This window comes from Bacillus cereus group sp. Bc031 (genome assembly GCF_027716265.1).
Lineage (GTDB): Bacteria > Bacillota > Bacilli > Bacillales > Bacillaceae_G > Bacillus_A > Bacillus_A paranthracis.
Window position 1 is genome coordinate 1 of the sequence record NZ_JAQFUL010000070.1, and the last position, 26,306, is coordinate 26,306.

Here is a 26,306-nt window from a genome sequence, read left to right on the forward strand (position 1 = left end):
TTCTACTCTCAAGTTTTAAAAAATAAGTCCGATGCCAAAAGGCATCGGACTTATTTTTTAAACTTGATGGCTATGATTAGTATGACAGGACTTATTATGTTAGCCTGTTTTTTAGTTCCTAGTCTGTTTATATACATATATATGAAAAAAATAAAAAGTGAAGATTGAAATATAAGAAAAGCTTTCCCATAGGAAAGCTTTTCTTATATTCTTTTATACAGTACTTTATGAAGGCCAATTGGTTCAATTTCAAAGATTTCACCATGTTCTTGGAAGCCTAAGCGCTTGTAATAGTCAGCTACAGTAATTCGGCCATTACACCATAATATATTTGCTTGACGCTCTTGTAAGATTTGTTCTGCTTTCTGAATTAAGGAGCTTCCAGCGTGGTTGTTTCGAAATTCAGGTAATGTGGCCATTCCTCGTAGACGGTAATGAATACCTGTAGGTAGGTCAGGATATATTTCTTTTGAGAAGGAAGCGATACTAATCAGTTTATCATTTATAAATGCTCCTAAGTGAAAGCTGTCTGTTTCATAGTCGGAAGGGTATTTACAATCTGCTAATGTTTGACTCGGGCGCAAAATTTTTTGACGTAATACGTAAGTTTCAGATCCATCAATATTTTTCACGGTAATCATATTAACATCCTTTCTTATAACGCTTTTTCTGTTAATTGTATAAAGAAATAGGCAGGTGCAGCGAAAAGTCCGAGTATGCTAGTGGTTCCGAGAAGGAGTGAAAGTAAGAGGCAAGAGTATTTTATTCTATTTGACTTTTTCCATCCGTAACTACAAATTTCAATACTAACACCGATGAGAATAATGGCCACGAGTATTTCGGCTAATAATAAGAGAGCTAAAGTTATAATAGACATAATGTAATCCATCCTCATAATATGTGATAGTAACATTTTACCATATGAAATGAAAAAAAATGCCCCTCAATTATGTGAGGGGCATTTTTTTATTCTAATATGTTTTTTAGTGTATCGATATGTTCTTTTGAGCCTGTTACAAGTAATGTATCACCGTGTTGTAGTCTTGTATCACCATGTGGGATTAATGCTTTATTTCCACGATAAATTTGAATGACTAGTACATCACCTAAAAACGGAAGGCGACGAAGTGCAACGCCGTTATATTTATTGCTCCGTAGTTCAACTTCACGGACTGTTTCGTTTGCTGTTGTAATTAAGCGAACGAGACTCGGTTTATCAATTAGCGCACGTAATAGAATACGTGTAGAGTTAATTGTTGAGAATACGGCGATATGTTCTTGTGTTGCTTTTTCTTGTAGAAGTGGATCTTCTACACTTGCAATAACATGTTCAACACCTAGTTCTTTTGCGTGTTCTGCTAATAGTAAGTTTTGCTCATCATCACTTGTTGCAACAACAACTCGGTCTGCATGAAAGGCTGTTTGTTCAGTTAACGATGCGATTGTGATGTCATCTAATTTCACGATAGGGAAGTCATGTGATTTTGCTTCCTCATCGTTTATTTTGTTTTGACGCATCATATATAGTGTTACGTCATAATCTTCTCGTTTTAAATCAAGTGATAACGGAAGGGTAATTCTGCTCGCACCAATAATAGAAACTTTTGGTTTTGGCGTTTCTACTTTTGGGAACATCTTTTTAAATAATATAGGCGCAAAAATACAAGTAATAACTGCGCTTAAAATAAGGGAAGCAGATAAACTTGGACTGATGATCCCTAGCTTTTCACCAATTTGTGCAGCTGCAATAACTAAAGAAAGTGTCGATGTTAATAAGATGGCACTCCCCAGTACGATATTACGTGGATACCATTTTCGTAAAACGAGTGATGGTAACAGTTTTGAGATAAAGAGTCCTACAATTAGAATTGGAATCATTAGCATACTAGAAGGCTCTTTAAAAATAGACCAAACCTCTAAATTTACACCAACCATTACGAAGAAAATAGGAATGAAGAAACCGTATCCGATAGAATCCAGTTTTTCAACCATATCTTCATTTGGTGATAATAATGATACGAGTACACCCGCTAAGAAGGCGCCTAAAATATTTTCAGCTCCAACGGATTCAGATAACCCAACTAATATTAAGATGAGTGCAAAAACAGCTCGTGTATCAATTTGTACACTCCCAGCTTTTAAGTTATCCAAGTATGGAATGTTTTTAAAACGTTTTGCAACGAAGTAAATAACAATACCAGCGCCGAATAGAAGAAGAAGAAGCCACATGCTTTGGCCGCTTTCGGAATTTAATCCGACGAATACAGCGAGTAAAATCATTGTAACTAAATCCGCAATAACAGCGACTAATAAAATGATTTGTCCAATTGCTGTTTTTCCTAAGTTATTCTCTTTTAGTGTTGGTACGACAACACCTAAAGAGATTGTTGAAATGATTAAAGTCATAAACATTGCATTATCTACAAATCCTAGCCATACGAATAGTAGTGATAGGGCATAAGATAGGATGAAAATAAATAAGAAGATAATACTTGCTGCTTGGAATGTGTTTGGTTCGTTTGTCGTGTTCTTTTTCCCTTTTTGTTTAAAGATAGAAAAATCAATTTCTAAACCGCTTAAAAACATAAGAAAGATAAATCCTAGTGTCGATAAGACTTGAAGCCACATATCTGGCTCAATAATATTAAATCCACTTTTACCTACAAAGATTCCTGCGATGATTTCTGCAACAACGACAGGAAGTGCTTTTAATTTAAAGCGTTGTAACAAAAGGGGAACGAAAAACGCGATTGCAACGACAACCATAAGTGATAGAACAGAAGTGTGATGTTCCATTGCGTTCTCTCCCTTCAAATAAATATAGTACCTATTTAGCCATATAATAGGTAGAAAAGCAACGCATATGGATTCGATTTCATAAAGAAAGATTTTTCTTAACATTTGTCATAATAAGTATATTTTTCATGATTCTGTTGTTAATTCCGTAATGTGGATGTAATAGGGGAGGGAATAAAAAAAGACTGCTGAGGAATCTCAGCAGTCTTTTTCATGTACATTACATTGAGAAGAAGATCCATACAGTTAAACCAACTGTTGCAGTTGCAACGAAGAAACTGTAAATCATAGTAAGAACTTGAACTCTTCCTTCTCCTTCTTTTAAATGCATGAACATAATTAATTGTAACAACGCTTGCGCAACAGCCATTATGATAATGGTAGTTAAGATCGTTGATAGTGGCAGGTTTGTATAAAGTGCCACGTATAACGCTAGAAACGTTAGTGCAAGCGATAAAATAAATCCGAAAACGTGTGACCAAGGGAATCCGCTATGCGCATGCCCATTTGCTTGATTGTTATTTTGACCCATTTACGCCACCATCCCGTTCAAGTAAACTAGTGTGTAAATAAAGACCCAAACTAAATCAAGGAAATGCCAGTATAAGCTGATAATGAATACTTTACGAGCTGTAACTGGTGTTAAACCTCGTTTTAAAATTTGGATAATAACACAAATTGCCCAAATGATACCGCCTGTTACGTGGGCTCCGTGCGTTCCAAGAAGAACGAAGAATCCAGATAGGAAAGCACTTGTTTGAATTGTTGCGCCTTCACCAATATACATAATGAACTCTTCGATCTCGAAGAATAGGAAGCCTGCACCTAAAAGTAATGTAAGGACGAACCATCCAAGCATTGCTTTTTGGTTGTGCTTACGCATTTCGTGGATCACGATACCACATGTGAAACTACTTGTTAAAAGTAGTAATGTTTGAATTAAAAGCGTTTTAAGTTCAAACAGTTGTGCTGGTGTTGGGCCATCTGCCGTACGACCAGCAAGTACTAGATAAGAGGCGAAAAGTGTTGCGAACAGCATAATTTCAGCCCCAAGAAAAATCCAGAATCCTAGGATATTCAATCTGCTTTGTTCGGATTGATATTCCAAAGGTAAGCTTTTATCTAAAGCCGCCATATCATTTCACCTCTCATGCTACATGTTCTGATTTTTTAATTTCATCTACACTAATATAGTAACCTTCATCGTAATCGAATGAACGATAGATTAAGCAAGCTAAAATACCAATGCCGCCGATTGCTGCAAGCCAGAACCAGCTAAATACTAATGCGAAACCTGCAAGACCGAAGAATCCAGACGCAATAATAGGCACACCAGAGTTACTTGGCATGTGAATTGGTTTGATGTCTTCTGCTGCTGGTGTAACTGTTTCTCCGCGTTTTTTCATGTACCAGAAAGCATCAGCTTCTTTGATTTCAGGAAGTTTCGCGAAGTTGTAATGTTGTACAGGAGATTGAGTTGCCCATTCAAGTGTACGGCCGTCCCATGGATCTCCAGTTGTGTCACGTTCACCGTGACGAGCACTCCAAATTACGTTGTAGCAAAGAAGTAGGAAGCCGATACCCATCATTACCGCACCAACAGATGCGATTTGGTTTAGCCATCCCCATCCAAGACTTTCAGAGTAAGTGTACATACGACGAGTCATACCGTCTAAACCTAAGAAGTACATTGGGAAGAAACAGATGTTGAATCCGCTCATAAAGATCCAGAATGTCCATTTACCTAGGCGTTCATTTAACATATGACCAGTCATTTTTGGATACCAGAATGTGAATCCAGCAAGCATAGCGAATACTGTACCTGCGATTAATACGTAGTGGAAGTGAGCGATTAGGAAGTAGCTGTTATGGTACTGATAATCAGCTGCTGCCATACCAAGCATAACCCCTGTAACCCCACCGACTACGAAGTTTGGAATAAATGCCAATGACCAAAGCATTGGAACTGTAAAACGAATACGTCCTTTATACAGTGTAAACAACCAGTTAAAGATCTTAACCCCGGTTGGAATCGAAATCGCCATTGTCGAAATCGAGAAGAATGAGTTAACCGCTGGACCTGCACCCATCGTGAAGAAGTGGTGAAGCCATACGACGAAACTTAGTAAAGAAATTGCAACCATTGAGTATACCATCGCACTGTAACCGAATAGACGTTTACGTGAGAATGTACTAATGATTTCAGAGAAAATACCGAATGCCGGTAAAATAACGATATATACTTCAGGGTGACCCCATACCCAGAATAGGTTGGCCCATAACATTGGCATACCGCCGCTCGCCATCGTAAAGAAGTGAGCATCGAATAGACGGTCAAATGTCATTAATGCTAGAGCAACTGTTAATACTGGGAAAGCGAAAATAATGATAATTGTTGTAATTAAGATTGACCAAGTAAACATTGGCATTCTCATTAAAGTCATACCAGGTGTACGCATTTTTAAGATAGTAACAAGGAAGTTAATACCTGTCATTAACGTACCGAGACCTGAAATCTGTAATGCAATTGCGTAGTAGTTATTTCCTACACCAGAAGTAAACTCTGTACCTGCCATTGGGAAGTAAGAAGTCCACCCAGCGTCTGGAGAACCACCGATTACGAAAGCGATGTTGAATAACATTGCTCCGACAAAGAATAACCAGAAACTTAAAGCATTTAAGAACGGATATGCAACGTCACGAGCACCAATTTGTAATGGTACTACAAGGTTCATTAATCCCATAACGAATGGCATCGCCATGAAAAGAATCATAACTGTACCATGTGTTGTGAAGATTCCGTTATAGTGTTCAGCGTTTAAATAAGTTGTTTCAGGGAATGTTAACTGTGCACGGATCATTAAACCGTCCATACCACCACGGAATAACATAATAACCGCAGAGATAATATACATGGCCCCAATCTTTTTATGGTCAACAGTTGTTAACCATTCGTCCCAAAGCCATTTCCATTTTTTATACTTAGTTAGTACGAAAATGATTGCTAATGTCACAAGAACGATAGAAGCGTCTGCACCGTAAATAATCGGGTCACCTGTGACAAAGAATTCATCAAGCTTCACTGTGTTCACTCCAATCTGTTGGAATTATAGCTATTATTTTTTGTTTTTGTAGTAGTTGTAATCACAATATTCAAGTGATTTTGGATCTACATAACTTAAGTGATGGCTAGAGAATGTCATACGACCAACTACACCAGGTTTAACAATTTCGTTGTACTTATCTTCTGTTAGTTTAGGAGCAGTTTGTTGTACTTCTTTAACCCACTTGTCATATTTCTCTTTAGTTTTTGCTTCAACTTCGAACTCCATGTGAGTAAATCCTTCACCAGAGAAGTTCGCGCTACGACCTAGGTAAGAACCTGGCTTATCAGCTTGTAAATAAAGGTCCATAATCATGCCATCCATTGTGTACTTCATACCACCAAGTTCTGGTACCCAGAAAGCATTCATTGGGCCGACAGAAGTCAGTTTGAATTGAATTGGTACACCAGCTGGGATGTTTAAATAGTTAACGGTTTCAATTTTTTCCTCTGGGTAACTGAATAACCATTTCCAGTTTGCAGATGTAACATAAATCTCCACTGGTTTAATATGTTTGGACTCTTTCGGAACCTCTTCCGAAGCATAAGTTGCTTTTACTGTTGGAATCGATAATGCGATAACGATAATAACAGGAACAAGCGTCCAAATGATTTCTAATAATGTGTTACCGTGTTGTTCAGGTGGCTCATAGTCCATATTCTCTGGTTTTTCACGATAACGAATCAAGATGACTGTAAACAAGATGAATACAATTGCGATAATTAATGACATAAGCAAGAATGACCAAACAATTAAATCATACTGTGCTTTTGCAACAGGTCCTTGCGGATTTAATACTGCGAGTTTTTTATCACAGCCACCGAGGAACAGAAGTAATGATAACGGAAGAAGCGAAGCCAACTTCCAAAACGCTTTCTTTAGTTGCACGATTGAAAATCTCCTTTCTCCTTGGATTGAAACTATGCCAATAAAACAATATAAACCTATTAATTTATAGAAGGCAATAGTTTTTGAGATATTGTTAAAAAATAGACACAAATGCACACTTTTTAAGGTGAATATCATTTGTAACTTGATTACATTGTAAACTATTTTCCAGAGAAAAATGCGATTGTGAAAATTTTAAGATAAATAAAGTTATACCAGGATACCCAAGAAATAGAAAAAAGCTATCTTATCATAAGAAATATAGCTGAATATTCCGTATATTTAGTTTATTTCTTGTGAAATAGTCTGTTGTTGTTCAAATGTGACAATTTTTTTATATTTCACTTGATATAAAATGTAACAAATGACCATAAATGGAATGCCGCAATAAAGAGCAATTCTCTGATCTGGAATGAAAGCTAAACTAACAAATGTAATGAAATTGAGTGAGAACGCTACGATTGGAACGAGCGGATAAAGTGGTGTGCGATATTTTAAATCATTTATGTCACCACCGTTTTTCACGAAGTTTCTACGGAAGAAAAACGGTGAAGCCGCAATTGACATCCAAACGACAACAGCAGCCATTGCTGCGATAGATGTTAAAACTAAAAAGACAGTATCTGCTGCAAATATACTTGTTAATAGGGATAGACTTGCAAAGATTAGACTGAAAATCAATGCGTTTAGTGGTACACCTTTTTTAGTTAATTTCGTAAATGCTGGACTTGCCATTCCTTGTTTTGCCATCGCCCAAAGCATACGCGAATTTGCGTATAGACCAGAATTGGCTACGGATAATACAGCTGTAATAATAACAAAGTTCATAATGTCTGCTGCATATGGAACACCAGCTACATCAAATACAAGTACAAATGGACTTTCGACTAGATTAGCCTCTTGCCACGGGAGTAAACCTACAACAACTGATATTGCTAGGACGAAGAAGAATAGTGTGCGCCAAATGGTATTTTTGATTGCTTTAGGAATTGTTTTTTCAGGATTTTCACTTTCTCCTGAAGCAATTCCGATTAATTCTGTTCCTTGGAAGGAGTAATTTACTGTAATCATCGTAAGAAGAACAGCTAATGCACCATTTGGAAATAGGCCGCCATTTTCAGTGAAATTGTGAAGCATTGGAGCTGGTTTTCCGTTAAAGTCTAGTAGACCGAACATAACTGCACCACCGAGTACGATGAAAACAACAATAGTTGCGACTTTTACACTTGCGAACCAAAATTCTGCTTCTGCATATGCTTTTGCTGATAAAGCGTTTACAAGAAAGAGTGCTGCCGCAAATGTAACACACCAAATCCACGAAGAAACGTCTGGAAACCATCGTTTCATTAAAATACTTACAGTTGTTAACTCTACTCCAACTGTAACAGCCCAATTTAACCAATACATCCAACCGACAACAAAACCAAAACCAGGTGAAATAAATTTGCTTGCATAGCTTTGGAATGAACCTGCTTCTGGCATAGCTACGGATAATTCACCAAGACATAACATCGTTAAATACATAACAAATCCACCGACTAAAAATACAAGAATAGCACCACCAGGGCCGGCGTTATGGACGATTTGACCAGATCCCATAAATAGGCCAGTGCCGATAACACCACCAAGTGCGATCATAAATAGGTGTCTACTTTTCATTGTACGTTTTAAATCTGTTTGTTCTACTTGTTGATTCATATGCCCCTCACCCCGTTATTTTCTTATATGTGTTAACTGGTTTTCATTCTGAGTTTTTAATCATTAGTGGGGGATGTGACACATACTCAGTTTATTTGCTATGAAATGAATGGAGTATGTAAAAAACGAACTATGACTAAATACTCTAAGAATGTTTTTATTAACAAGGTGATATCTTCACCATGTTAATAATTTTGATTTTAGCAAAATGTTGCTAAAAAGTATATTGTTTTTTCTTTTTATTAAAAATAATTAGAATTTTATAACGATGTAGTTATGAACAATAATCCACAGAATCTTTCTAGCAAACTAGCAAGAAGAAAGGTACAATGGTAAGAGGTATGTCTGTAAAATAATAATTAATGGAGTTTTGTTTAAAATGAAAAAGTTAAAATATCTTTTTGTTTTTGGAATTATATTTGCTGCAGCGTTTTTTATAGGGAAAGATAAGATTATACAAAAGGCACAAGTGCTACGCTTAGATTTTCTATCTGAAATGAAAGAAGCGGCTATGATTGAAAATGTTCCGTTTATAAAGCAGTTACCAGAATTACCTCGTGGATGTGAAGTGACAAGCTTAGCTATGTTGCTACAATATAAAGGTGTACAAGTAGATAAGATGCAGCTTGCTAGTGAAATTCAACGAGTTCCATTTGAACAAAATGGTTTGCGTGGAAATCCGTATGAGGGATTTGTTGGTAATATTTATACGAAAGCTGAACCAGGATATGGTGTATACAATAAACCAATCTTTAATTTAGCAGAAAAATATGTTTCTGAAAAAGTAATTAATTTAACAGATAGAGACGTGAATGATCTATATAAGGTAATTAGTTCTGGTTCTCCAGTATGGGTTATTATTAATACAACATTTAAGCCGCTAGCTGAAAGTAGTTTTGAAACATGGAATACAAGCTCTGGTGAAGTGAAAATTACATATTTTGAGCATAGTGTAGTAGTAGTTGGATACGATCAAAACTTTGTATATGTAAATGATCCTCTAAAAAATAATCCGCGTTTCGCTGTTCCGCGAGCAGAGTTTGAGCAAGCGTGGGAGCAAATGGGGAAACAAGCAATTACTATTTTATAATAATGAGAAAGCCATCTTTTTTGATGGCTTTTTATTTTTAATTAATTATAACGGAAAATTCAGAAGATTCTTTTAAAAGTTAACAATTCACGTTATAATAACATTTAACTTGGTGAAGAAGGGGAGAAGAGAAATGGATGTTGCAAAAGAACTTGTTTTGTCAAAGGATCAGTTGGTTGAGTGGAGAAGACATTTTCATAAGTATCCAGAGTTATCTTTTCAAGAAGAGAAAACATCGCAGTTTGTGTTCGATATACTTCGGGAAATTCCATGTTTAGAAGTATCAAGACCTACGAAATATAGTGTAATGGCAAGGTTGATTGGAAAGCAGCCTGGTAAAATAGTTGCGGTTCGAGCTGACATGGATGCTCTTCCTATTCATGAAGAAAATGAGTTTGATTTTATTTCTACATATCCGGGTGTAATGCATGCATGTGGCCATGATGGACATATAGCGATATTACTTGGAGTTGTACATAAGTTAGTAGAAGCAAGAGAGAAAATTAAAGGGGAGATTCGTTTTCTATTCCAACATGCTGAAGAAAACTTTCCTGGTGGTGCAGAGGAAATGGTTGCAGCGGGTGTAATGGAAGGGGTCGATTATATTATTGGTGCTCACCTTTGGGCATCGTTAGAGGTTGGAAAAGTAGGTGTAATTTATGGTCCCGCAATGGCTGCTCCAGATGTTTTTAAAATTATAATAGAAGGAAAAGGTGGACATGCTGGAATCCCTCATGAAACTGTTGATAGTATTGCAATCGGTACACAAGTGATTTCCCAACTTCAGCAAATTGTATCTCGCCTCACGAATCCGTTAGATTCTCTTGTAGTATCTGTTACGCAATTTCACGCTGGGACAACCCATAATGTGATTCCAGAACAAGCGGAGATTGAAGGGACAGTGCGGAGTTTAAGACATGAGTTACGAGAAGAAACAGAGAAAAGGATTGAACAGATTGTAAAGCATGTGACGGAAGCTTATGGAGCGAAATATACGTTTTCTTATGAATATGGATATCGTCCAGTAGTAAATGATTATGAAGTGACAGAGATTATTGAGCAAACAGCATTACAGCTTTATGGAAGGGAACGAGTTACTCGTTTACAGCCGACGATGGCTGGAGAAGATTTTTCAGCGTTTTTACAAAAAGCACCAGGGACATTCTTTTTTATCGGAGCAGGAAACAAAGAGAAAGGAATTATATATCCTCACCATCACCCTCGTTTTACGATTGATGAAGATGCATTACCAATTGGCGTGCAAGTCTTTGTATCATCGATTATGAATTTCATAAGTAAAGGAGAATGAGATGAAGAAAATACACGTATTAGCGCTTATTCCAGTTTTTTGTTTAGTTGTTGGCCCCGTATTTGCTAATTCAGTTACTCCTTACATATTAGGGATGCCATTTTTATTATTTTGGATATTATTATCAGTGCTTATTACATCTCTTTGTATGGGGATTGTATACGTATTTGATCCTGCTAATAAGGGGGATGTAAAATGACCGCATTACTTATCATTATTTTATTTTTGTTTCTCGCACTATTTTTAGGAATTCGGGCGCAACATGGAAAAGATATGAATTTAGAGCAATGGTCAGTTGGAGGAAGAGGCTTTGGTACTATTTTTGTTTTTCTTCTTATGGCAGGTGAAATTTATACGACATTCACATTTTTAGGTGGAAGTGGATGGGCGTATAGTAAGGGAGCACCTACTTTTTATATTTTAGGTTATGGTGCGTTAGCTTATATTTTATCTTATTTTTTATTACCACCAGTTTGGAAGTATGCAAAAGAGCATAATCTAGTTTGACAGCCAGATTTTTTTGTGAAGAAATATAAGAGTCAAGCACTTGGCCTTATCGTTTCTATCATTGGGGTTATTTCGATTATCCCATACCTTGTTTTACAGTTAAAAGGATTAGGAATTATCGTTTCGGAAGCGTCTTACGGAAGGGTATCACCAGTTATCGCAGTGTGGATTGGCGCAATTGTTATAACGATATATGTAATGGTTTCAGGTATACACGGCTCTGCTTGGACGGCCGCTTTGAAGGATATTATGATCCTGTTTATCGTTATGTTTTTAGGTATATATTTACCGTACCATTATTACGGAGGATTTCAGCCGATGTTTGAAGCTGTAGAAGCAGCAAAACCAGGATTTTTATCTTTACCTGATGAAGGAATGAGCATTTCTTGGTTTGTTTCTACTATTGTATTAACAGCTCTCGGTTTCTATATGTGGCCTCATACATTTGCCTCTGCTTTCTCTGCAAAAAATGAAAAAGTATTTCGTAAAAATGCGGCCATTATGCCACTGTACTCTTTAGTTTTACTTTTCGTGTTCTTTGCAGGATTCGCAGCTATTTTGCAAGTTCCTGGATTAAAGGGAGGGGATGTAGACCTTTCGTTATTCCGTCTGGCTCTTCAAACTTTTGATCCTTGGTTTATTGGGATTATTGGTAGTGCTGGAGTTTTAACGGCATTAGTTCCAGGTTCTATGCTTGTCATGGCCGCTTCTACATTATTAGCGAAAAATATTTACCGAGCAATGGTCCCATCTGCCTCGGATCGACAAGTGGCAAAAGTAGCGAAATTATTTGTTCCTGTAGTAACGCTTGTAGCTGTTTTGTTTACTTTTAAAGGTGGAGAAACGATAGGAGCACTTCTTTTAATGGGATATAGTATAGTGACACAACTTTTCCCGGCACTTGTATGTAGTTTGTTTCCACGTCAGACTATTACGAAGCAAGGAGCAATTGCCGGGATGGGGATTGGGTTATTAGTGGTTGCGTATATTACTTTATCTGGTTCAACTATAGCTACGATGTTTCCGGGTTTCCCTCAATATATAAAAGATTTAAATGTAGGTATAGTCGCGCTGTTAATGAATATGATTGTGATGTTTATCGTTAGCGGATTCACTAAAAATGTATCTATAAAGAAAGACAATATAATAGTAGAAAAGTAATTCGTATGCTAGAGCTATCTTTGAAAAGAGATAGCTCTTTTTTGTATATATTTTCTTCTATTAGCGGAATCTAACTAAAAACTTGTTGAAAAGGAAGTTAGGTGGGGGACTTGTTAGAGCTAAAAGGTAACTTATTTGAAGTTATGAAAGAAATTAGAGATGAGTTAGGTTCGCCGAATGATTTAACAATTAGGGAAGTTGCCCTTGCCGGTAGTTTTACACGCTGTGCTGTTGTCTTTTTATGTGGGTTAACAGATAAGGATAATGTTTATAAATATGTAGTTCGTACACTTCAATATGAAGAAATACAAAAAGACGAAGCTGTTGTTCAAACATTATTGGATCGCTTTATTTCTATTGCAGAAGTTGGTAAGAAGACAACGTTGCCGGATATTATAAATGCGATTTTAGCGGGAGATACAGTTATATTAATTGATAATATTCAAACCGCTATCGTAATTAATAGTAGGGCTTGGGAAAAAAGAAGTTTAGAACCGCCAGTAACAGAAGATTTAATACGTGGACCGAGAATTGGATTAAATGAAGATATTGACGTGAATAAAGTATTAATTCGCCGTAGTTTACGTGACCCAAAGCTGAGATTTCAATCTTATATTATGGGAAAGAGATCCCAAAAAGAAGTGACTTTAGTATATATAGAAGACATTATTAATCCTTACATTGTAAAAGAGCTAGATCGGCGTCTTCAATCCATAGTGACAGATGTCGTTTTTGAGACGGGTACAATTGAGCAATTAATTCAAGATAATAATTTGTCGCCGTTTCCGCAGTTTTTGAATACGGAAAGGCCTGATAATATTGTGGCCTCATTAACGAAAGGAAAGGCAGCTATTTTGGTGGATGGATCTCCCTTTGCCCTTATAGCTCCGCTAGTGTTTGTTGATATTTTTCAATCTGTGGAAGATCATTATGAGCGTTGGGTAATAGGGACTTTATTAAGAATTTTGCGGATGGGTTCTGGTATAGTTGCAATTTTAATGCCAGCGATGTATGTAGCGCTCGTTTCGTATCACCAAGGACTTATTCCTTCTAAATTGGCTTATTCGATTGCTGGAGCAAGAGAAGGTGTTCCTTTTCCTGCCTATATTGAAACGTTAATGATGGCATTAACGATGGAGTTAATACGAGAAGCAGGAATTAGGTTGCCGAAACCGATGGGACAAACAATTGGGATTGTAGGTGGTCTTGTAATTGGAGAGGCAGCGGTGAATGCAGGAATTGTAAATCCATTTTTAGTTATCATTATTGCGGTTACAGCTATTGCTACATTTTCACTTCCGGTGTATAGCATCACAATTACGTTTCGGATTTTACTTTTCGTCTTTGTATTAGCAGCAACGGCTTTTGGGTTGTATGGAATCATTCTAGCTCTTATTGCGCTTGCTGTTCATATTACAAATTTAACAAGTGTTGGTGTGCCGTATACAACTCCAATTGCTCCCGCATTCTATAAAGATTGGAAAGAAGAGCTTATTCGTTTGCCGAAATCAATGTTGAAAGAGAGACCGGAATATTTACAAACGAAGGATTCTACAATACGTCCAAAGGAGCGAGAATAATTGAAACCATTTGAGTATGGCGATGAAGAGATTGGATCTCGGGAAATTGGGTTTGCGGTATCTTCGACCATTATTGGTATAGGAGCATTGTCTATGCCAAGAGATATCGCTAACCAAACTTTATTTTCGGACGGTTGGATTATTTTGCTTTTGGGTGGATTGGTGTGTGCAGTTTTAGGTTGGTTTGTAACGAGGGTAGCTATTTTATTCCCGAAACAAAACTTTGTTCAATATACGAGTGCGCATTTGACAAAGCCTGTTGCATACACGATTAGCAGCGTTTTAGTATTAACGTTTGCTGCGTTGACAGCATATGAATCGCGAATGATTTCAATTATTTCCCAAACGTATTTGTTTAGTGATACACCAATACAACTACTGTCTTTCTTCTTCTTATTAGTTGTTATTTATGGAATAGCAGGATCTAGAGCAGCTTTATTAAGGTTAAATGTTCTATTTTTACCTATTGTTTTAATTGCGATAGTGCTTCTTTCTTTATTGAATATAAATTTAATGGAAATAAATAATTTACTACCAGCCTTTCAAACGGAAGTGAGTCAATATGCTGTTGGAGTTGAAAATTCTATTTTTACATTTATTGGGTTTGAAGTAGCTTTGTTTTATGCTGTTTTGTTAAACGATAAGACGGCAAAAAAAGCACCGATGGCAGTTGCAAAAGCTGTGATGGTAAACGTGTTATCATACATTTTAATTTATGTAACTTGTATTAGTGTTTTTACATATATGACAACACGTGGATTAACATATCCAACAATTGAATTAGGGAAAGAAATTGAAATTGGTGGAGGGTTTTTAGAAAGGTTTGATGCGATTTTTTTTACAACTTGGATTATTACTATTTATAACACGACAGCAATGTATTATGACGTCGCATCTTTATTGTTTTGTGCGATGTTTCCGAAAGTGAAGAAACATATTTTCATTTTTGTAAGTGCCCCTATTATTTTTATGGTGAACATGGTACCGAGTAGTTTGAATACTTTGTCAAGCTATGGGACTTATTTAGCTTGGATAGATATGGGGTTTGTCGTGTTAGCACCTTTGTTAGTTTTTATTGTATATAAAATAAGAAGAAGGAATGGTAGAAATGAAACACCTTCTTAAAATTATAATGCTTATGGTTTTAGTTGGATCTATCAGTGGGTGTTCTGAGCTAGAAGAAATAGAAGAAAGAGGATTTGTAGTAGGTGCAGCCTATGATATCGTGAAAAAAAAGAAATCGAATCCGATTATGAAAGGGACGTATCAGATGGTGCTTCCCAGTAAGCTAGCGCAACAAGGGGGACAAGGTGGTGGAGATAGTGAAAATTATATTAATGTGAGTGCGAAAGCAGATAGTGTCTTTGAGCAAATCCGAATTATTGCTAAAAAAATTAGTCGAACATTATTTTTCCGCATATACAAGTGATTATTTTTTCGGAAGAATTACTGGCGAATCCGTATGTTTTGCAAAATACGTTAGATGTATATATTCGCGATCATGAAATGAGGAGAAATATTCGTTTGTTTGTTTCGAAGAAGAATGCCGAATCTATTTTAAAACAGAGTGCAAAACCTGAAAATTTACCGGCACAGTATATTGATATGTTAGCTGAACATCCTCCGAAAAATGCCCAAATGATTGAGGCTGCAAGAATTGGTGAGGTTCAGGAAAAGATGATTGCGAGCCGAAGCTTCGTATTACCTATTCTTGAATTAACAAAGCAAGGTGTACAAATGAACGGGGCAGCGTTGTTTCGTGGGAAGGATAATAAGTGTGTAGGTAGTTTGAATGGGGAAGAAACATTAGGAATGAATTATATAGTAGGTAAAAAAATTGGAGGTTTTTTTACTATCCGCAAAAAGAATCAACTTATTACATATGAAATTCATAAGTTGCGTCGGAAAATTAAAGTATCTACAACAAATGTTACAAAACCAAAGTTTAATATTCACTTATTTTTGGAAGGTACAATAGCTGAGTTACACTTTAGTGATCATAAAAAGGTCTTGAATGAAAAACGTTTAGAGAAGGATATTTCGAAGGAAATGGAGACGCGCATCCGAAAATCCGTTCAGCTTGTTCAAAAAAAATATAAGGTAGATGTATTAGAATTAGGGGAAGTGTATAAGCGGCATAATTATAAAGAGTGGAAAAAAATAAGTAAGAATTGGGATCAAGGTGAAAATTACTTTAGTGATGCTGAGGTTACTGTTCATGTTCATCCAACAATTGAACATACGGGTTCAGCTTTACCAAAAAGAGTAAAGTAAGGTGATGGAAGGTGTTTACTGGATTAGGGATTAGTTGCACAATATTAATGGCAGTTCTTCCAGGAGCTATATACTACATTCATAAAAAAATTACAACGTATGGAGCACAGCCTTGGAATACTGATATACAAAAAAAGAAACCTGAATGATTTCAGGTTTCTTTCGTGCAAAGCATATGTGAAGGGGGATACCTTCTATGTATGCTTTGTTTTTATACAAGCCCTAACCAATGTACCAATTGTGTAGAGAGGAATGTCACAACAATGGCGATAACGGTAGGGATTGCAAACGATAAGAATGTCCATTCTGCACTTTTTGTTTCTTTATATATGTTAACCAGTGTCGTTCCACATGGGAAATGAAGAAGTGAGAACAACATTGTGTTTAACGCTGTTAACCAAGTCCAACCATTTTCTAAGAATAAATTTTTAATTTGATTAAAATCATCTATTTCAGTTAAAGCTCCGGTTGATAAGTAAGACATTAATAAAATCGGGATAACAATTTCATTCGCTGGTAGTCCAAGAATGAAAGCAGCTAGAATAAAGCCGTCAAGTCCTAACATTTTAGCAAATGGATCTAGAAAATTTACAAAATACATAAGTAAGCTTGTGTCACCGATGAAAATATTAGCTAGTAACCAAGTTAATGCAGCCGCAGGGGCAGCTACAACAACAGCTCGTTTTAAAACATAAACTGATTTATCGAGTGTTGCGCGCACAATTGTATTCCAAACCTTTGGCTTACGGTACGGCGGTAATTCAAGTGTATAGTGGGTTGGAACGCCTTTTAAAGCTGTTTTGGATAGTACCCAAGAAACAGTTAATGTCATAACGATACCAATTACAACCATTCCAACTACAACGCCGGCAGTAACAAGTGTTTGCATACTACCTGTATAACCAGCAGCCATAAATAATGAGGCCATTAAAATTAACATAGGCCAGCGACCGTTACAAGGTACGAAGTTATTTGTTAAGATTGCAAGCATACGTTCACGTGGTGATTCAATAATACGTGTTGACATAATAGCTGCAGCGTTACAACCAAAGCCCATTGCCATTGTTAAAGATTGTTTACCGTGTGCACCAGAGCGTTTGAATAAGCGGTCCATATTAAACGCAACGCGTGGTAAGTATCCATAGTTTTCTAATAGTGCGAACATAGGGAAAAAGATGGCCATAGGTGGTAACATAACGCTAATAACAGTGCCGATACCACGGAATAAACCAAGTATTAAAATGCCATGTAACCATTCAGGTGCGTGTGCTGCTTGGAACCAAGAAGTTAAATATCCTTCGGCCCATCCGAAAAACTCAGCAATCATATCAGATGGTACGTTAGCACCAGCGATTGTAAGATAAAAAATGATAGATAAAATACCGAGCATAATTGGGAATCCCCATATTGGAGATGTGAAAATTTTATCTAGTTTTTCAGCACGATATAATTTATCCGTATTTGTATATTGAACAGATTCTTTACAGATGCTTGCAGATGTTCGATAAATATCTCCGACAATATCATCTCGTATATCTTCTTTTGAAAGTGTTTGAGCGTGTTGAATAATATAGTCTAATGGAAGAGCTTTACTGGCTGAGTGAGATTCCATTAATTACGACCTCCCTTACAAGTGGTTCGTTATGATGTTTTTCAAGTGCAGTTAAGAAATTTTTATCTCCATCTAATATACGTAATGCAATCCAACGTGCTGGATACGTATCACCGAATACTTTATAAATTTGTGGTTCTAATTCTCGAATCATATTTTCGATTTTTTCACTATAAGTAACTTTAATTGGTGCTGGAATTAGCTTTTTATTTGCTACTTTAGCAATGACATTTAGTAAATGACCGATGCCTACTCGGTTACGAGCGGAAATCTTAACTACAGGTACACCAAGTGATTTTGCTAATTTTTTTTCATCGATAACGATGCCTTTTTTCTCAGCTTCATCAATTAAGTTAATACAAATGACTACGTTACTCGTCATTTCCATCACTTGAAGTGCTAAATTTAAATTTCTTTCCATTGCTGTTGCATCTACAACAACTACAGTTACTTCTGGTTTTTCAAATATAATATAATCCCTTGCTACTTCTTCATCCGCAGAATTTGAATATAGTGAGTAAGTCCCAGGTAAATCTATTAATGTATATTTACTACCGTTATGTTCATATTCTCCTTCAGCTTTTAAAACTGTTTTTCCCGTCCAGTTTCCAGTATGTTGTTTTAAACCTGTTAAAGTATTAAATAATGTACTTTTCCCGGTATTTGGGTTGCCAGCTAAAGCAATGCGATGTTTGCTCATCTGAAATCATCTCCTATTAATACCCCGAAAATAAGGGAACTTTCTTCCTTGCGTAGTGCGATAGTTGTGTTGCTTACTTGATAAGCGACCGGATCTCCAAGTGGACTGCGTTGTAATACTTTAATTGTTGCGCCTGGGATAAATCCTAAATCTAATAAACGTCGTTTCATAGTTCCTTCTAATTGTATCTTCTCAATTTGTACAAACTCTCCAGTCTTAAATTCGGAAAGTGGTTTTTTATTAGCCGATACCATAAAAGTTACCTCATCTCTATATTGTTAGTTTGAGTTTAAAAAGTTTCCTTAGGTAAACTTTTTGTTAGTAATATAGTAGACTACATTGGATGATGCTGTCAATTGGTACTTTAAAAATATTCATTTGTTTTTAGAATTGTTCCAATTTATTTAGTTGTACTAAAAAATATTACTGAAATTCTGTGTAATGTACATAAATTAGGCGTGTAAAAGTAACAAAATACAACGGAATTGTAAATGTAACTTTAACTAAAAGGAAAAAAGAGTGAAAAATATTTACATTGAATTTACATTGTTAAGAATAAATTTACATTACAGCTTAATTAGTGTGGATTTTGTTGGGTTCTTTAACTATAAATGTTGGGATTCCTAGTTTTTAAGGATTATTATCGTCATTTACTTAAAATTAAAAATTGCTTAACACTCACATAATATTATTGTCCTACAATGAATTTGTGTTCGAAAGAAGTAGATAAATGTGAAAAGTGATAATCCAAATGGGGGTACAAGACATGGTCATGAAAAAGGGTATTAAATTTTCTTTAGCAGCTTTAGTGGTAGCGGGTTCATTAGTGGGATGTGGAAAAGCAGAAGAGACATCAGGTAAAGATGCTAAAGGAAGCGATAATGCAAAACAAGAATTGTCAGGTACGATAGCAGCTGCAGGCTCTACAGCACTTCAGCCTCTTGCAGAGGAAGCTGGAAAGAAATTTATGGAGAAAAATTCAAACGTTTCTATTCAAGTGCAAGGTGGCGGTAGTGGAACTGGAATTAACCAAGTAGCTTCTGGTGCGGTCCAAATTGGTAACTCAGATGTTCCATCTGCAGATAAAATAAAAGATGCTGATAAGGCGAAAGAATTAGTAGATAACAAGGTAGCGGGTATTGCATTCGCACTTGTCGTAAATAAAGATGTAAAAGTTGATAATTTAACAGTACAACAAGTACAAGATATCTTCACTGGAAAAGTAACAAACTGGAAAGAGGTAGGCGGGAAAGATGAAAAAATTAACGTAATCAATCGTCCAGCTTCTTCTGGTACACGTGCTACATTTGAAAAAACAATTATGAAAGATGCGAAAATCAATGATGGAACTGGTACTACACAAGATTCTAACGGTGCAGTAGAACAAGCGATTAACTCTACTCCAGGTTCAGTAAGTTATTTAGCAATGTCTTACATGGTTGGCGAGAAAAAAGGTGCGCTACAAACAGTGAAAATTGATGGTGCTGAACCAAAAGTTGAAAACATTGCGTCTGGTAAATATCCATTCTGGTCTTACGAGTACATGGTAACGAAAGGTGAGGCAAAAGAAGCAACAAAAGCTTACATTGACTATGTAAAAGGTAAAGATTTTGAAAAGCAAGTAGAAGATATGGGTTATATTCCAATGTCTAAATTAAATAAGTAATAAAATTTATGGGGCTGGCTGCAAGGCCAGTCCTGTTCATTTCAATTTATGAAGTGGGGTCTGTCCTGTGATGAAGGGGAAAAAACAAATTAATTACGTGAAAAGTGAATATATAGGAAGATCACTTGTTACGTTTTGTGGTATTTTTATTGTTTTAGTTACATTAGCTATTATTGCATTTATTTGCGGTAAAGGAATTCAATCATTTACGCAAAGTGGTATCTCGTTTACTGAAATGTTAACATCGACAAAATGGAGTCCAAATGCTGATGAGGGAACTTTCGGGGCTGTAATTTTTATTGTAGGTTCAACGGTGGTTTCGTTAGGTGCGGTTATTATTAGTGCGCCAATTGCTATAGCTCTTGCTATATTCATGAATTTAATTTCGCCGAAGTTTGGAAATAAAGTATTGAAGCCTGTTTTAGAATTATTAGTTGGTATTCCTTCGGTTGTATACGGATTATTAGGGGTTACAATTTTAGTACCGCTATTACGTGATTCGTTTGGAGGAGTGGGCTTTAGTTTAATTGCAGGTATTGTTGTATTAAGTATAATGATTTTGCCTACTATTGCTAGTATCGCTTCTGATGCAATACGCTCTGTTCCATTTGATTATTTAGAAGCTTCTTATGGTTTAGGATCAACGAAATGGCAAGCGGTTAGCCGAGTGATTGTTCCTGCTGCGAAAAAGGGGATTTTAACAGGTATTGTTTTAGGTTTAGCGCGTGCTTTTGGTGAAGCATTAGCGGTTCAAATGGTAATTGGGAATACGGTTAAATTACCAGAAGGCATATATAGCCCGACAGCAACGTTAACTGGTATTTTGACAATGGACATGACAAATACATTAAACGGAACTGCTTGGAACAATGCGCTATGGACTTTAGCAATGATTTTACTTGTTATTTCATTCCTGTTTATTTTAGTAATTCGAGCAATTGGGCAAAGAGGTGAGCGATAATAATGAATGCAAGAACGGTAAATAAAGTTTGGACAGGTATCTTTTATGCGGTTGCGGCTTTAGTTGTAGCTTTACTAGTGTTCTTAGTGTTTGAGATTTTACAAAAGGGATGGGGTTTTTGGGATCCTAATTTCTTGTTTGGAGAACCAAGTAATACAAGAGCTGGTGGTGGGATTGGTCCGCAGTTATTCAATTCTTTCTATATGCTTGTTATAACGCTTATTATATCTATTCCTCTCGGATTAGGCGCTGGAATATATTTAGCAGAGTATGCAAAACAAGGACGTTTTTTAAACTTTGTTCGTTTATGTATTGAGACAATGGCATCTTTACCTTCTATTGTTGTTGGTTTATTCGGTTTGTTAGTGTTCGTTACAATGACAGGATGGGGATACACAGTAATGGGTGGTGCCCTTGCTTTAACAATTTTAAACTTGCCAGGTTTAACTCGTGTTTGTGAAAATGCGATTTCAGAGGTTCCTTCTAATGTGAAAGAGGCGAGTCTTGGATTAGGTGCAACAAAGTGGCAAACGATCACTCGTATTATTATTCCGTCGTCACTACCACAAATTATTACAGGTGTTATTTTAGCGGCAGGTCGTATATTTGGTGAAGCGGCGGCATTAATTTATACAGCGGGTTTAACATCTCCAATTTTAAATTCAGCAGCGGACTTCTCAAGTCCTGCTCATCCTTTAAACCCATTTAGACCAGCTGAAACGTTAGCGGTTCACATTTGGAAGTTAAATTCTGAAGGAATTATTCCAGATGCGAAGTTAATTGCGACAAAGTCTGCAGCTGTATTAATTATTATGGTATTGCTATTCAATGTTATTTCACGCTTAGTAGCATCTATATTGCACAAACGTTTTACAGGAGCGAAAAGAAAAAGTAAAACGACGAAGAAGGTAAAAGCGGCATAAGTTATAAAGAAGAACTCTCTATTTATAAGTAGGGGGTTCTTTTTGCGTTTTAATATAGAAGGAAAAGGTATAGCGATTGTTGAATTTGTAATTCGTTATATAGATAAAGTGAAATTTTAAACAGTGGGGTTTTACTGCTCACAAATAGTGGGATAAAATGATGGATTATATGAGTAGGTAGAGAAAAAGCGTTATCTTCATTCGTGAAGATAACGCTTTTTCGTTTAAATATCAGGTGTTTCTGTAGAAGTATTTATTTTTCTACGAGAGCGTCTTTTTCTCCCGATTTTATCTAATAGTTCATACATTACAGGAACGACTACTAATGTAAGGACAGTTGAGACTGCTAAACCGCCGATGACAACGACTGCCAAACTTTTCGATACCATACTTCCTGCTTGTGATTGACCAAATAGGAGTGGTAGCATAGCGACGATTGTTGTAATAGCTGTCATAATAATTGGGCGTAATCTAGTGGAACCTGCTTCAAGTAAGGCCTCTCTCGTTTCCATACCGTGTTCTCGGTTTTGTTGTACTCTTTCTATTAATACGATAGCGTTTGTAACGACAATCCCGATTAACATTAATGCGCCGATCAAGGAATTTACATCAACTGGTGTTCCTGAAATGATTAATCCTAAAATACCGCCGACAGCAGCTAATGGCAAGGAGAACAAGATTGCAAAAGGAGCACGCGCCTGCCCAAAGGTAATAACCATAATTAAATATACAATCCCGATTGCAATCCCCATAATCTTGAATAAATCTGTGAAGTTCTCTTGCATAGATTCAGTGGCGCCTGCGATATTTACTTTGGCTCCGTTAGGTAAATCTAAGTCGGCTATCGCTTTGTTCACTTCTGCGCTTACCTTACTTAAATCTTCATTTGAAGCTTCTGCGGTAATTTGAATGGTTTCTTTTCCATCTTTATGGAAGACTTCTGTTTGAAGTTGTTTTTCTGAAATAGTTGCAATGTCTTTTAAAGGAATTGGTCCATTAATAGGTGATAGTATGTTTGTGTTTAAAATGTCTTCTTGTTTAGTAATGCTTTCTTTTTTATGTTCTATCATAATAGTAGTTTTTTCGTTATTGATTGAAACTTCACCAATAGGTGATTTCTTCATAAGGAATGCTACTTGTTGAGCTGCTAATTCTGGTGTTAATCCTAGTTGTTCGGCCTTTGTTTGATCAACATGGATTTGCCATTCTTTCTTAGAGTCTTCTAAATTCGTTTTTACTTTAGAAAGATCATCCATATCTTTTAGTTTTGTTTCGACGATAGTAGCAGCCTCTTTTAAATTCGTTTCGTTAGTGGCTGTTACGTTGAATTGCAAATTATTGCCGCCGCCAGAGCTTGAATAACTCATTTTTATATAATCAAGTTCAGCGGGTTCAAAAGTTTTATGTTCTTTCTTTAACTCTTTAATATACTGATCAATATCAGAACCTTTTTTAAAGACTACCAATATACTTGCGAGATTATTTTTGGTCGTTTGCCCCCATTGTGCATCTTCTGCGCTAGATCCCATTCGTAAAATAACATCCGTTACATCTGAATTAGAAAGTAGCTTCTTTTCGAAATCAAAGGCTTTTTGTTTTTGTGTTTCAGGAGCGTAATCAGCTGGGAAAGTCATATTAATAGATAACATTGTGTCGTCTTCAGATTTTATATTCGCTTTCGGTAGTAATACATAGGCAGCAATCGATCCTGCGAATAATAAAAAAGAAGTAAGTAGAATAATGAATTTATGCGAAAGAGCCCACTTTAATGTAGCCGTATATCGTGGTGAAGAACTTGGCTTTTTGTGTTTTGTTTTTTTGAGTAGTAAAAAAGCCATAAGTGGCACAACTGTTAGTGCAACGATTAAGGACGATAGTATAGAATATACGACCGCTAATACCATAGGTAACATTAATTTTCCGATTACTCCTGATACGAGGCCGATAGGTAAAAAAACAGCGACCGTTGTTAAGGTGGAAGAAGTAATTGCGACGGCGACCTCTTTCGTTGCATCGAGAATAATATCTTTAGAGAAAGATTCCTTTTGTAACCGGCGGAAAATATTCTCAATGACAACGATGCTATCATCGACGAGACGTCCAACTGCAACGGCTAAACCACCAAGTGTTAGAGTGTTAAGTGTGATGTTAGATTGGTGTAGTAAAAAGAGTGTTAATAAAATAGATAATGGAATACTGACAACAGCGATGAGTGTCGTTCGGAAATTGCGTAAAAAGATTAAGATAATTAGAGTTGCCGCAATTGCTCCAAGGATTACTTCTTTTCCCATACTAGTAACAGCATTTTCAACTTGTTCATGAGTTGATGCTAAAAGTTTAATAGAAAACTGATCTTTATATTGTTTACTTATATCTTTAATTTTTTTATCGATTTCTTTTCCGGTTGCAACTGCATTTTTACTTGGCTCTTTCATGATGATTAATCCAGTGCCTTCTTCGCCGTTTATATGTGAGATTGTATCGTAGTGTTGTTTAAGTTCAATTTGAGAAACATCTTGTAATTTAACTTGAGGTGCAACAGTGATGTTTTTAATGTCATCTACATTTTTTATATCCCCGATGACACGAAGGTTATATTCTTCTTTATTAACGGTAACAGCTCCAGCTGGAGTGGAAGTTTCTTTTCCTTGTAAAACCTTTAATATTTGTTCCGTTGTTACGTTTTTATCTTTTAATTGGTTTGGGTCTAGTATAATAGATAATTCGGAAGTTGATTTTCCAAAAAACATAACGTTGGCAACGCCATCAATGCTTTCGAGTTGTGGTACGATTTCCTTTTCGATTTGTTTTTCATCTGCTTTTGAAAATCCGTTTTGCTTTTGGATTGCAATTTGAGCGAGTGGAATCATAGAAGTATTTAATTGGCTAACTATCGGTTTCGTTGCATCTTTAGGTAATTTAATTGTATTAATGGCCTTTTCAACTTCACGTGTGGCATCTTTCATATTTGCTTTGGATGTATACGCGATATCGATGCGTGATAATCCTTCGTGAGTAGAAGAGGTGATGTTGTCGATGTGTTCTAAGTTGCGAAATTGTTTTTCAAGGGGATCGGTTACTTCTTTTGTCATTGCTTCAGCGTCGAGTCCTGGAGATAAGGTTGTGACGGTGACTGCGGGATTATCGATGCTAGGTAAAAATTCCATAGGTAATTTAGAGCCGGAATAAACACCGAGTATGGAAATGAGAAAAACCATGATGATAACAGCGGCGCGGTTTTTTAATGAAAACTTTGTTAACCTATCCATAAAGTAATTCCTCCATTGGGTTATTTATAGTTGAGTACGTCCTTTCTACTATATAACAAAAAATGGATATTTTGCATTAATTAAATGTAAAAAAATTCTAACAATAATCTTAAGTTGATGTTTTGTTGGAATTTCGTTATCTATCCCGCCGTTGGTCGGACGATAAGATTCTCACCTCGAATTCGGTTGGGGGGAGCTGTCTGTCAACACCCGGCTCGTTCAACTAGTAATGATTTGTGTGGAGGAACAAAAAATCAGCATGTTCGCATTATTAGGAAGTGGCGAAGCTATTTTCTTTTTGAATGTGGATTGATTTGTTTTTTTAGTTAGTTAATCTAAAGAAAAGCAATTGACTATGGAATTTAATATAGAGGAGAATGAAAAGCTGGGGAGGGATTATGAAATGTAGTTTGTTTAATTAGAGTGTATTGGTATAAAATTTAATTAGTTGTTTTTTGTAGAGGAGATGAGGTGTATCTATATAGAAGAAAGTAGGGGGGATATTTTTTTGTGTTTTTTTAAAAAAACACTTGTTATTTAAAAATCATGATGGTATATTAATAAACGTCGCTGATGCGGAAACGTAGAAAACGACAAAAAAGAAATTTTAAAACTTAGTTGACATCGAAAAATGAAGATGTTAATATGATGAAGTCGCTTCTGAAGCGATGGACAAGTTCTTTGAAAACTGAACGAAACAAACAACGTGAAACGTCAATTTTTATTTTAGATGCTAGACAAACTAACTTTATTGGAGAGTTTGATCCT

Annotated in this window: 21 protein-coding genes and 2 pseudogenes; 11 read left to right on the top strand and 12 right to left on the bottom strand. The window is 36.2% G+C overall.

All coding sequences use genetic code 11. From position 1 onward, the window contains the following. Window positions 1-203: 203 nt before the first annotated feature. The 8 genes from PDQ33_RS21775 to PDQ33_RS21810 all read right to left on the bottom strand — a co-directional run bounded on the left by PDQ33_RS21775 (window position 204) and on the right by PDQ33_RS21810 (window position 8,486). The gene (locus tag PDQ33_RS21775; RefSeq protein ID WP_000633753.1) at window positions 204-641 is read right to left on the bottom strand and encodes a GNAT family N-acetyltransferase; all 438 of its coding nucleotides are present in this window, start codon (window positions 639-641) and stop codon (window positions 204-206) included. Between the two features lie 14 nt (window positions 642-655). Further along, complete coding sequence (locus tag PDQ33_RS21780; protein WP_042469424.1) at window positions 656-913, bottom strand: DUF4022 family protein; 258 nt, start codon at window positions 911-913, stop codon at window positions 656-658. Window positions 914-966: 53 nt separating this feature from the next. After that, window positions 967-2,796: a monovalent cation:proton antiporter family protein gene (locus PDQ33_RS21785; RefSeq protein WP_000399981.1), complete on the bottom strand. Its 1,830-nt coding sequence runs from the start codon at window positions 2,794-2,796 to the stop codon at window positions 967-969. A 220-nt stretch (window positions 2,797-3,016) separates the two neighbouring features. Further along, entirely contained in the window at window positions 3,017-3,328 is a 312-nt protein-coding gene (gene qoxD / locus PDQ33_RS21790; RefSeq protein ID WP_000531380.1) for a cytochrome aa3 quinol oxidase subunit IV, read from the bottom strand. Further along, entirely contained in the window at window positions 3,329-3,931 is a 603-nt protein-coding gene (gene qoxC, locus PDQ33_RS21795) for a cytochrome aa3 quinol oxidase subunit III (protein ID WP_000729317.1), read from the bottom strand. A 13-nt stretch (window positions 3,932-3,944) separates the two neighbouring features. Next, window positions 3,945-5,879 (bottom strand): cytochrome aa3 quinol oxidase subunit I, encoded by a 1,935-nt coding sequence (gene qoxB, locus PDQ33_RS21800; RefSeq protein ID WP_000762372.1) that lies wholly within the window; start codon window positions 5,877-5,879, stop codon window positions 3,945-3,947. Between the two features lie 33 nt (window positions 5,880-5,912). Then, on the bottom strand, window positions 5,913-6,788 hold the full coding sequence (locus tag PDQ33_RS21805) for a cytochrome aa3 quinol oxidase subunit II (RefSeq protein WP_001176167.1): 876 nt from the start codon (window positions 6,786-6,788) through the stop codon (window positions 5,913-5,915). 282 nt (window positions 6,789-7,070) lie between these two features. Next, complete coding sequence (locus tag PDQ33_RS21810) at window positions 7,071-8,486, bottom strand: amino acid permease (RefSeq protein WP_076872502.1); 1,416 nt, start codon at window positions 8,484-8,486, stop codon at window positions 7,071-7,073. Window positions 8,487-8,865: 379 nt separating this feature from the next. Here PDQ33_RS21810 and PDQ33_RS21815 point away from each other — a divergent pair, with 379 nt between their 5' ends. The 8 genes and pseudogenes from PDQ33_RS21815 (at window position 8,866) to PDQ33_RS21850 (ending at window position 16,556) form a co-directional block, all read left to right on the top strand. Beyond that, window positions 8,866-9,576: a C39 family peptidase gene (locus PDQ33_RS21815; RefSeq protein WP_000734474.1), complete on the top strand. Its 711-nt coding sequence runs from the start codon at window positions 8,866-8,868 to the stop codon at window positions 9,574-9,576. A 133-nt stretch (window positions 9,577-9,709) separates the two neighbouring features. Beyond that, window positions 9,710-10,885, top strand: a complete 1,176-nt coding sequence (locus PDQ33_RS21820) for an amidohydrolase (RefSeq protein ID WP_000382093.1) — start codon at window positions 9,710-9,712, stop codon at window positions 10,883-10,885. Between the two features lies 1 nt (window position 10,886). Further along, entirely contained in the window at window positions 10,887-11,084 is a 198-nt protein-coding gene (locus tag PDQ33_RS21825; protein WP_000719858.1) for a DUF3311 domain-containing protein, read from the top strand. Further along, a pseudogene (locus tag PDQ33_RS21830) lies at window positions 11,081-12,553 on the top strand (sodium:solute symporter family protein). The gene PDQ33_RS21825 and the pseudogene PDQ33_RS21830 overlap by 4 nt, the downstream one beginning before the upstream one ends. Before the next feature lie 101 nt (window positions 12,554-12,654). Continuing rightward, a complete protein-coding gene (gene gerLA, locus PDQ33_RS21835) occupies window positions 12,655-14,133 on the top strand; it encodes a spore germination protein GerLA (protein WP_270756591.1) in 1,479 nt (492 codons plus the stop codon). Further along, window positions 14,134-15,258, top strand: a complete 1,125-nt coding sequence (gene gerLB / locus PDQ33_RS21840) for a spore germination protein GerLB (protein WP_270756593.1) — start codon at window positions 14,134-14,136, stop codon at window positions 15,256-15,258. Then, window positions 15,242-16,407, top strand: a pseudogene (locus PDQ33_RS21845) (Ger(x)C family spore germination protein). The gene gerLB and the pseudogene PDQ33_RS21845 overlap by 17 nt, the downstream one beginning before the upstream one ends. Before the next feature lie 11 nt (window positions 16,408-16,418). Continuing rightward, window positions 16,419-16,556: a hypothetical protein gene (locus tag PDQ33_RS21850; RefSeq protein ID WP_000493994.1), complete on the top strand. Its 138-nt coding sequence runs from the start codon at window positions 16,419-16,421 to the stop codon at window positions 16,554-16,556. Between the two features lie 62 nt (window positions 16,557-16,618). On the opposite strand, the gene PDQ33_RS21855 is transcribed toward PDQ33_RS21850, so the two are convergent. From PDQ33_RS21855 to PDQ33_RS21865, 3 genes are read right to left on the bottom strand one after another with little or no spacing between them, the layout of a single operon-like run. After that, entirely contained in the window at window positions 16,619-18,019 is a 1,401-nt protein-coding gene (locus tag PDQ33_RS21855; RefSeq protein ID WP_270394299.1) for a nucleoside recognition domain-containing protein, read from the bottom strand. Continuing rightward, on the bottom strand, window positions 17,997-18,719 hold the full coding sequence (locus PDQ33_RS21860) for a FeoB small GTPase domain-containing protein (protein ID WP_000033860.1): 723 nt from the start codon (window positions 18,717-18,719) through the stop codon (window positions 17,997-17,999). Before PDQ33_RS21860 ends, PDQ33_RS21855 begins: the two co-directional genes overlap by 23 nt. Further along, a complete protein-coding gene (locus tag PDQ33_RS21865; RefSeq protein ID WP_000252986.1) occupies window positions 18,716-18,973 on the bottom strand; it encodes a FeoA family protein in 258 nt (85 codons plus the stop codon). The genes PDQ33_RS21860 and PDQ33_RS21865 overlap by 4 nt, the downstream gene beginning before the upstream one ends. A gap of 512 nt (window positions 18,974-19,485) precedes the next feature. Between PDQ33_RS21865 and PDQ33_RS21870 the strand changes: the two genes are divergently transcribed. From PDQ33_RS21870 to pstA, 3 genes are all read left to right on the top strand, one after another. Continuing rightward, a complete protein-coding gene (locus tag PDQ33_RS21870) occupies window positions 19,486-20,385 on the top strand; it encodes a phosphate ABC transporter substrate-binding protein PstS (protein WP_000245119.1) in 900 nt (299 codons plus the stop codon). A 70-nt stretch (window positions 20,386-20,455) separates the two neighbouring features. Further along, window positions 20,456-21,346 (top strand): phosphate ABC transporter permease subunit PstC, encoded by an 891-nt coding sequence (gene pstC, locus PDQ33_RS21875; RefSeq protein WP_000676682.1) that lies wholly within the window; start codon window positions 20,456-20,458, stop codon window positions 21,344-21,346. Between the two features lie 2 nt (window positions 21,347-21,348). Continuing rightward, a complete protein-coding gene (gene pstA / locus PDQ33_RS21880; protein WP_000994142.1) occupies window positions 21,349-22,269 on the top strand; it encodes a phosphate ABC transporter permease PstA in 921 nt (306 codons plus the stop codon). 224 nt (window positions 22,270-22,493) lie between these two features. Here the strand turns inward: pstA and PDQ33_RS21885 are convergent, their stop codons facing one another. After that, window positions 22,494-25,538 (bottom strand): efflux RND transporter permease subunit, encoded by a 3,045-nt coding sequence (locus PDQ33_RS21885; RefSeq protein ID WP_000375585.1) that lies wholly within the window; start codon window positions 25,536-25,538, stop codon window positions 22,494-22,496. Window positions 25,539-26,306 lie beyond the last annotated feature (768 nt).

Coding starts and splice junctions, on each gene's coding strand:
- PDQ33_RS21775 (WP_000633753.1), bottom strand. CDS start 641: ATGATTACCGTGAAAAATATTGATGGATCTGAAACTTACGTATTACGT.
- PDQ33_RS21780 (WP_042469424.1), bottom strand. CDS start 913: ATGTTACTATCACATATTATGAGGATGGATTACATTATGTCTATTATA.
- PDQ33_RS21785 (WP_000399981.1), bottom strand. CDS start 2,796: ATGGAACATCACACTTCTGTTCTATCACTTATGGTTGTCGTTGCAATC.
- qoxD (WP_000531380.1), bottom strand. CDS start 3,328: ATGGGTCAAAATAACAATCAAGCAAATGGGCATGCGCATAGCGGATTC.
- qoxC (WP_000729317.1), bottom strand. CDS start 3,931: ATGGCGGCTTTAGATAAAAGCTTACCTTTGGAATATCAATCCGAACAA.
- PDQ33_RS21810 (WP_076872502.1), bottom strand. CDS start 8,486: ATGAATCAACAAGTAGAACAAACAGATTTAAAACGTACAATGAAAAGT.
- PDQ33_RS21815 (WP_000734474.1), top strand. CDS start 8,866: ATGAAAAAGTTAAAATATCTTTTTGTTTTTGGAATTATATTTGCTGCA.
- PDQ33_RS21820 (WP_000382093.1), top strand. CDS start 9,710: ATGGATGTTGCAAAAGAACTTGTTTTGTCAAAGGATCAGTTGGTTGAG.
- PDQ33_RS21825 (WP_000719858.1), top strand. CDS start 10,887: ATGAAGAAAATACACGTATTAGCGCTTATTCCAGTTTTTTGTTTAGTT.
- PDQ33_RS21855 (WP_270394299.1), bottom strand. CDS start 18,019: ATGGAATCTCACTCAGCCAGTAAAGCTCTTCCATTAGACTATATTATT.
- PDQ33_RS21860 (WP_000033860.1), bottom strand. CDS start 18,719: ATGAGCAAACATCGCATTGCTTTAGCTGGCAACCCAAATACCGGGAAA.
- PDQ33_RS21865 (WP_000252986.1), bottom strand. CDS start 18,973: ATGGTATCGGCTAATAAAAAACCACTTTCCGAATTTAAGACTGGAGAG.
- PDQ33_RS21870 (WP_000245119.1), top strand. CDS start 19,486: ATGGTCATGAAAAAGGGTATTAAATTTTCTTTAGCAGCTTTAGTGGTA.
- pstC (WP_000676682.1), top strand. CDS start 20,456: ATGAAGGGGAAAAAACAAATTAATTACGTGAAAAGTGAATATATAGGA.
- pstA (WP_000994142.1), top strand. CDS start 21,349: ATGAATGCAAGAACGGTAAATAAAGTTTGGACAGGTATCTTTTATGCG.
- PDQ33_RS21885 (WP_000375585.1), bottom strand. CDS start 25,538: ATGGATAGGTTAACAAAGTTTTCATTAAAAAACCGCGCCGCTGTTATC.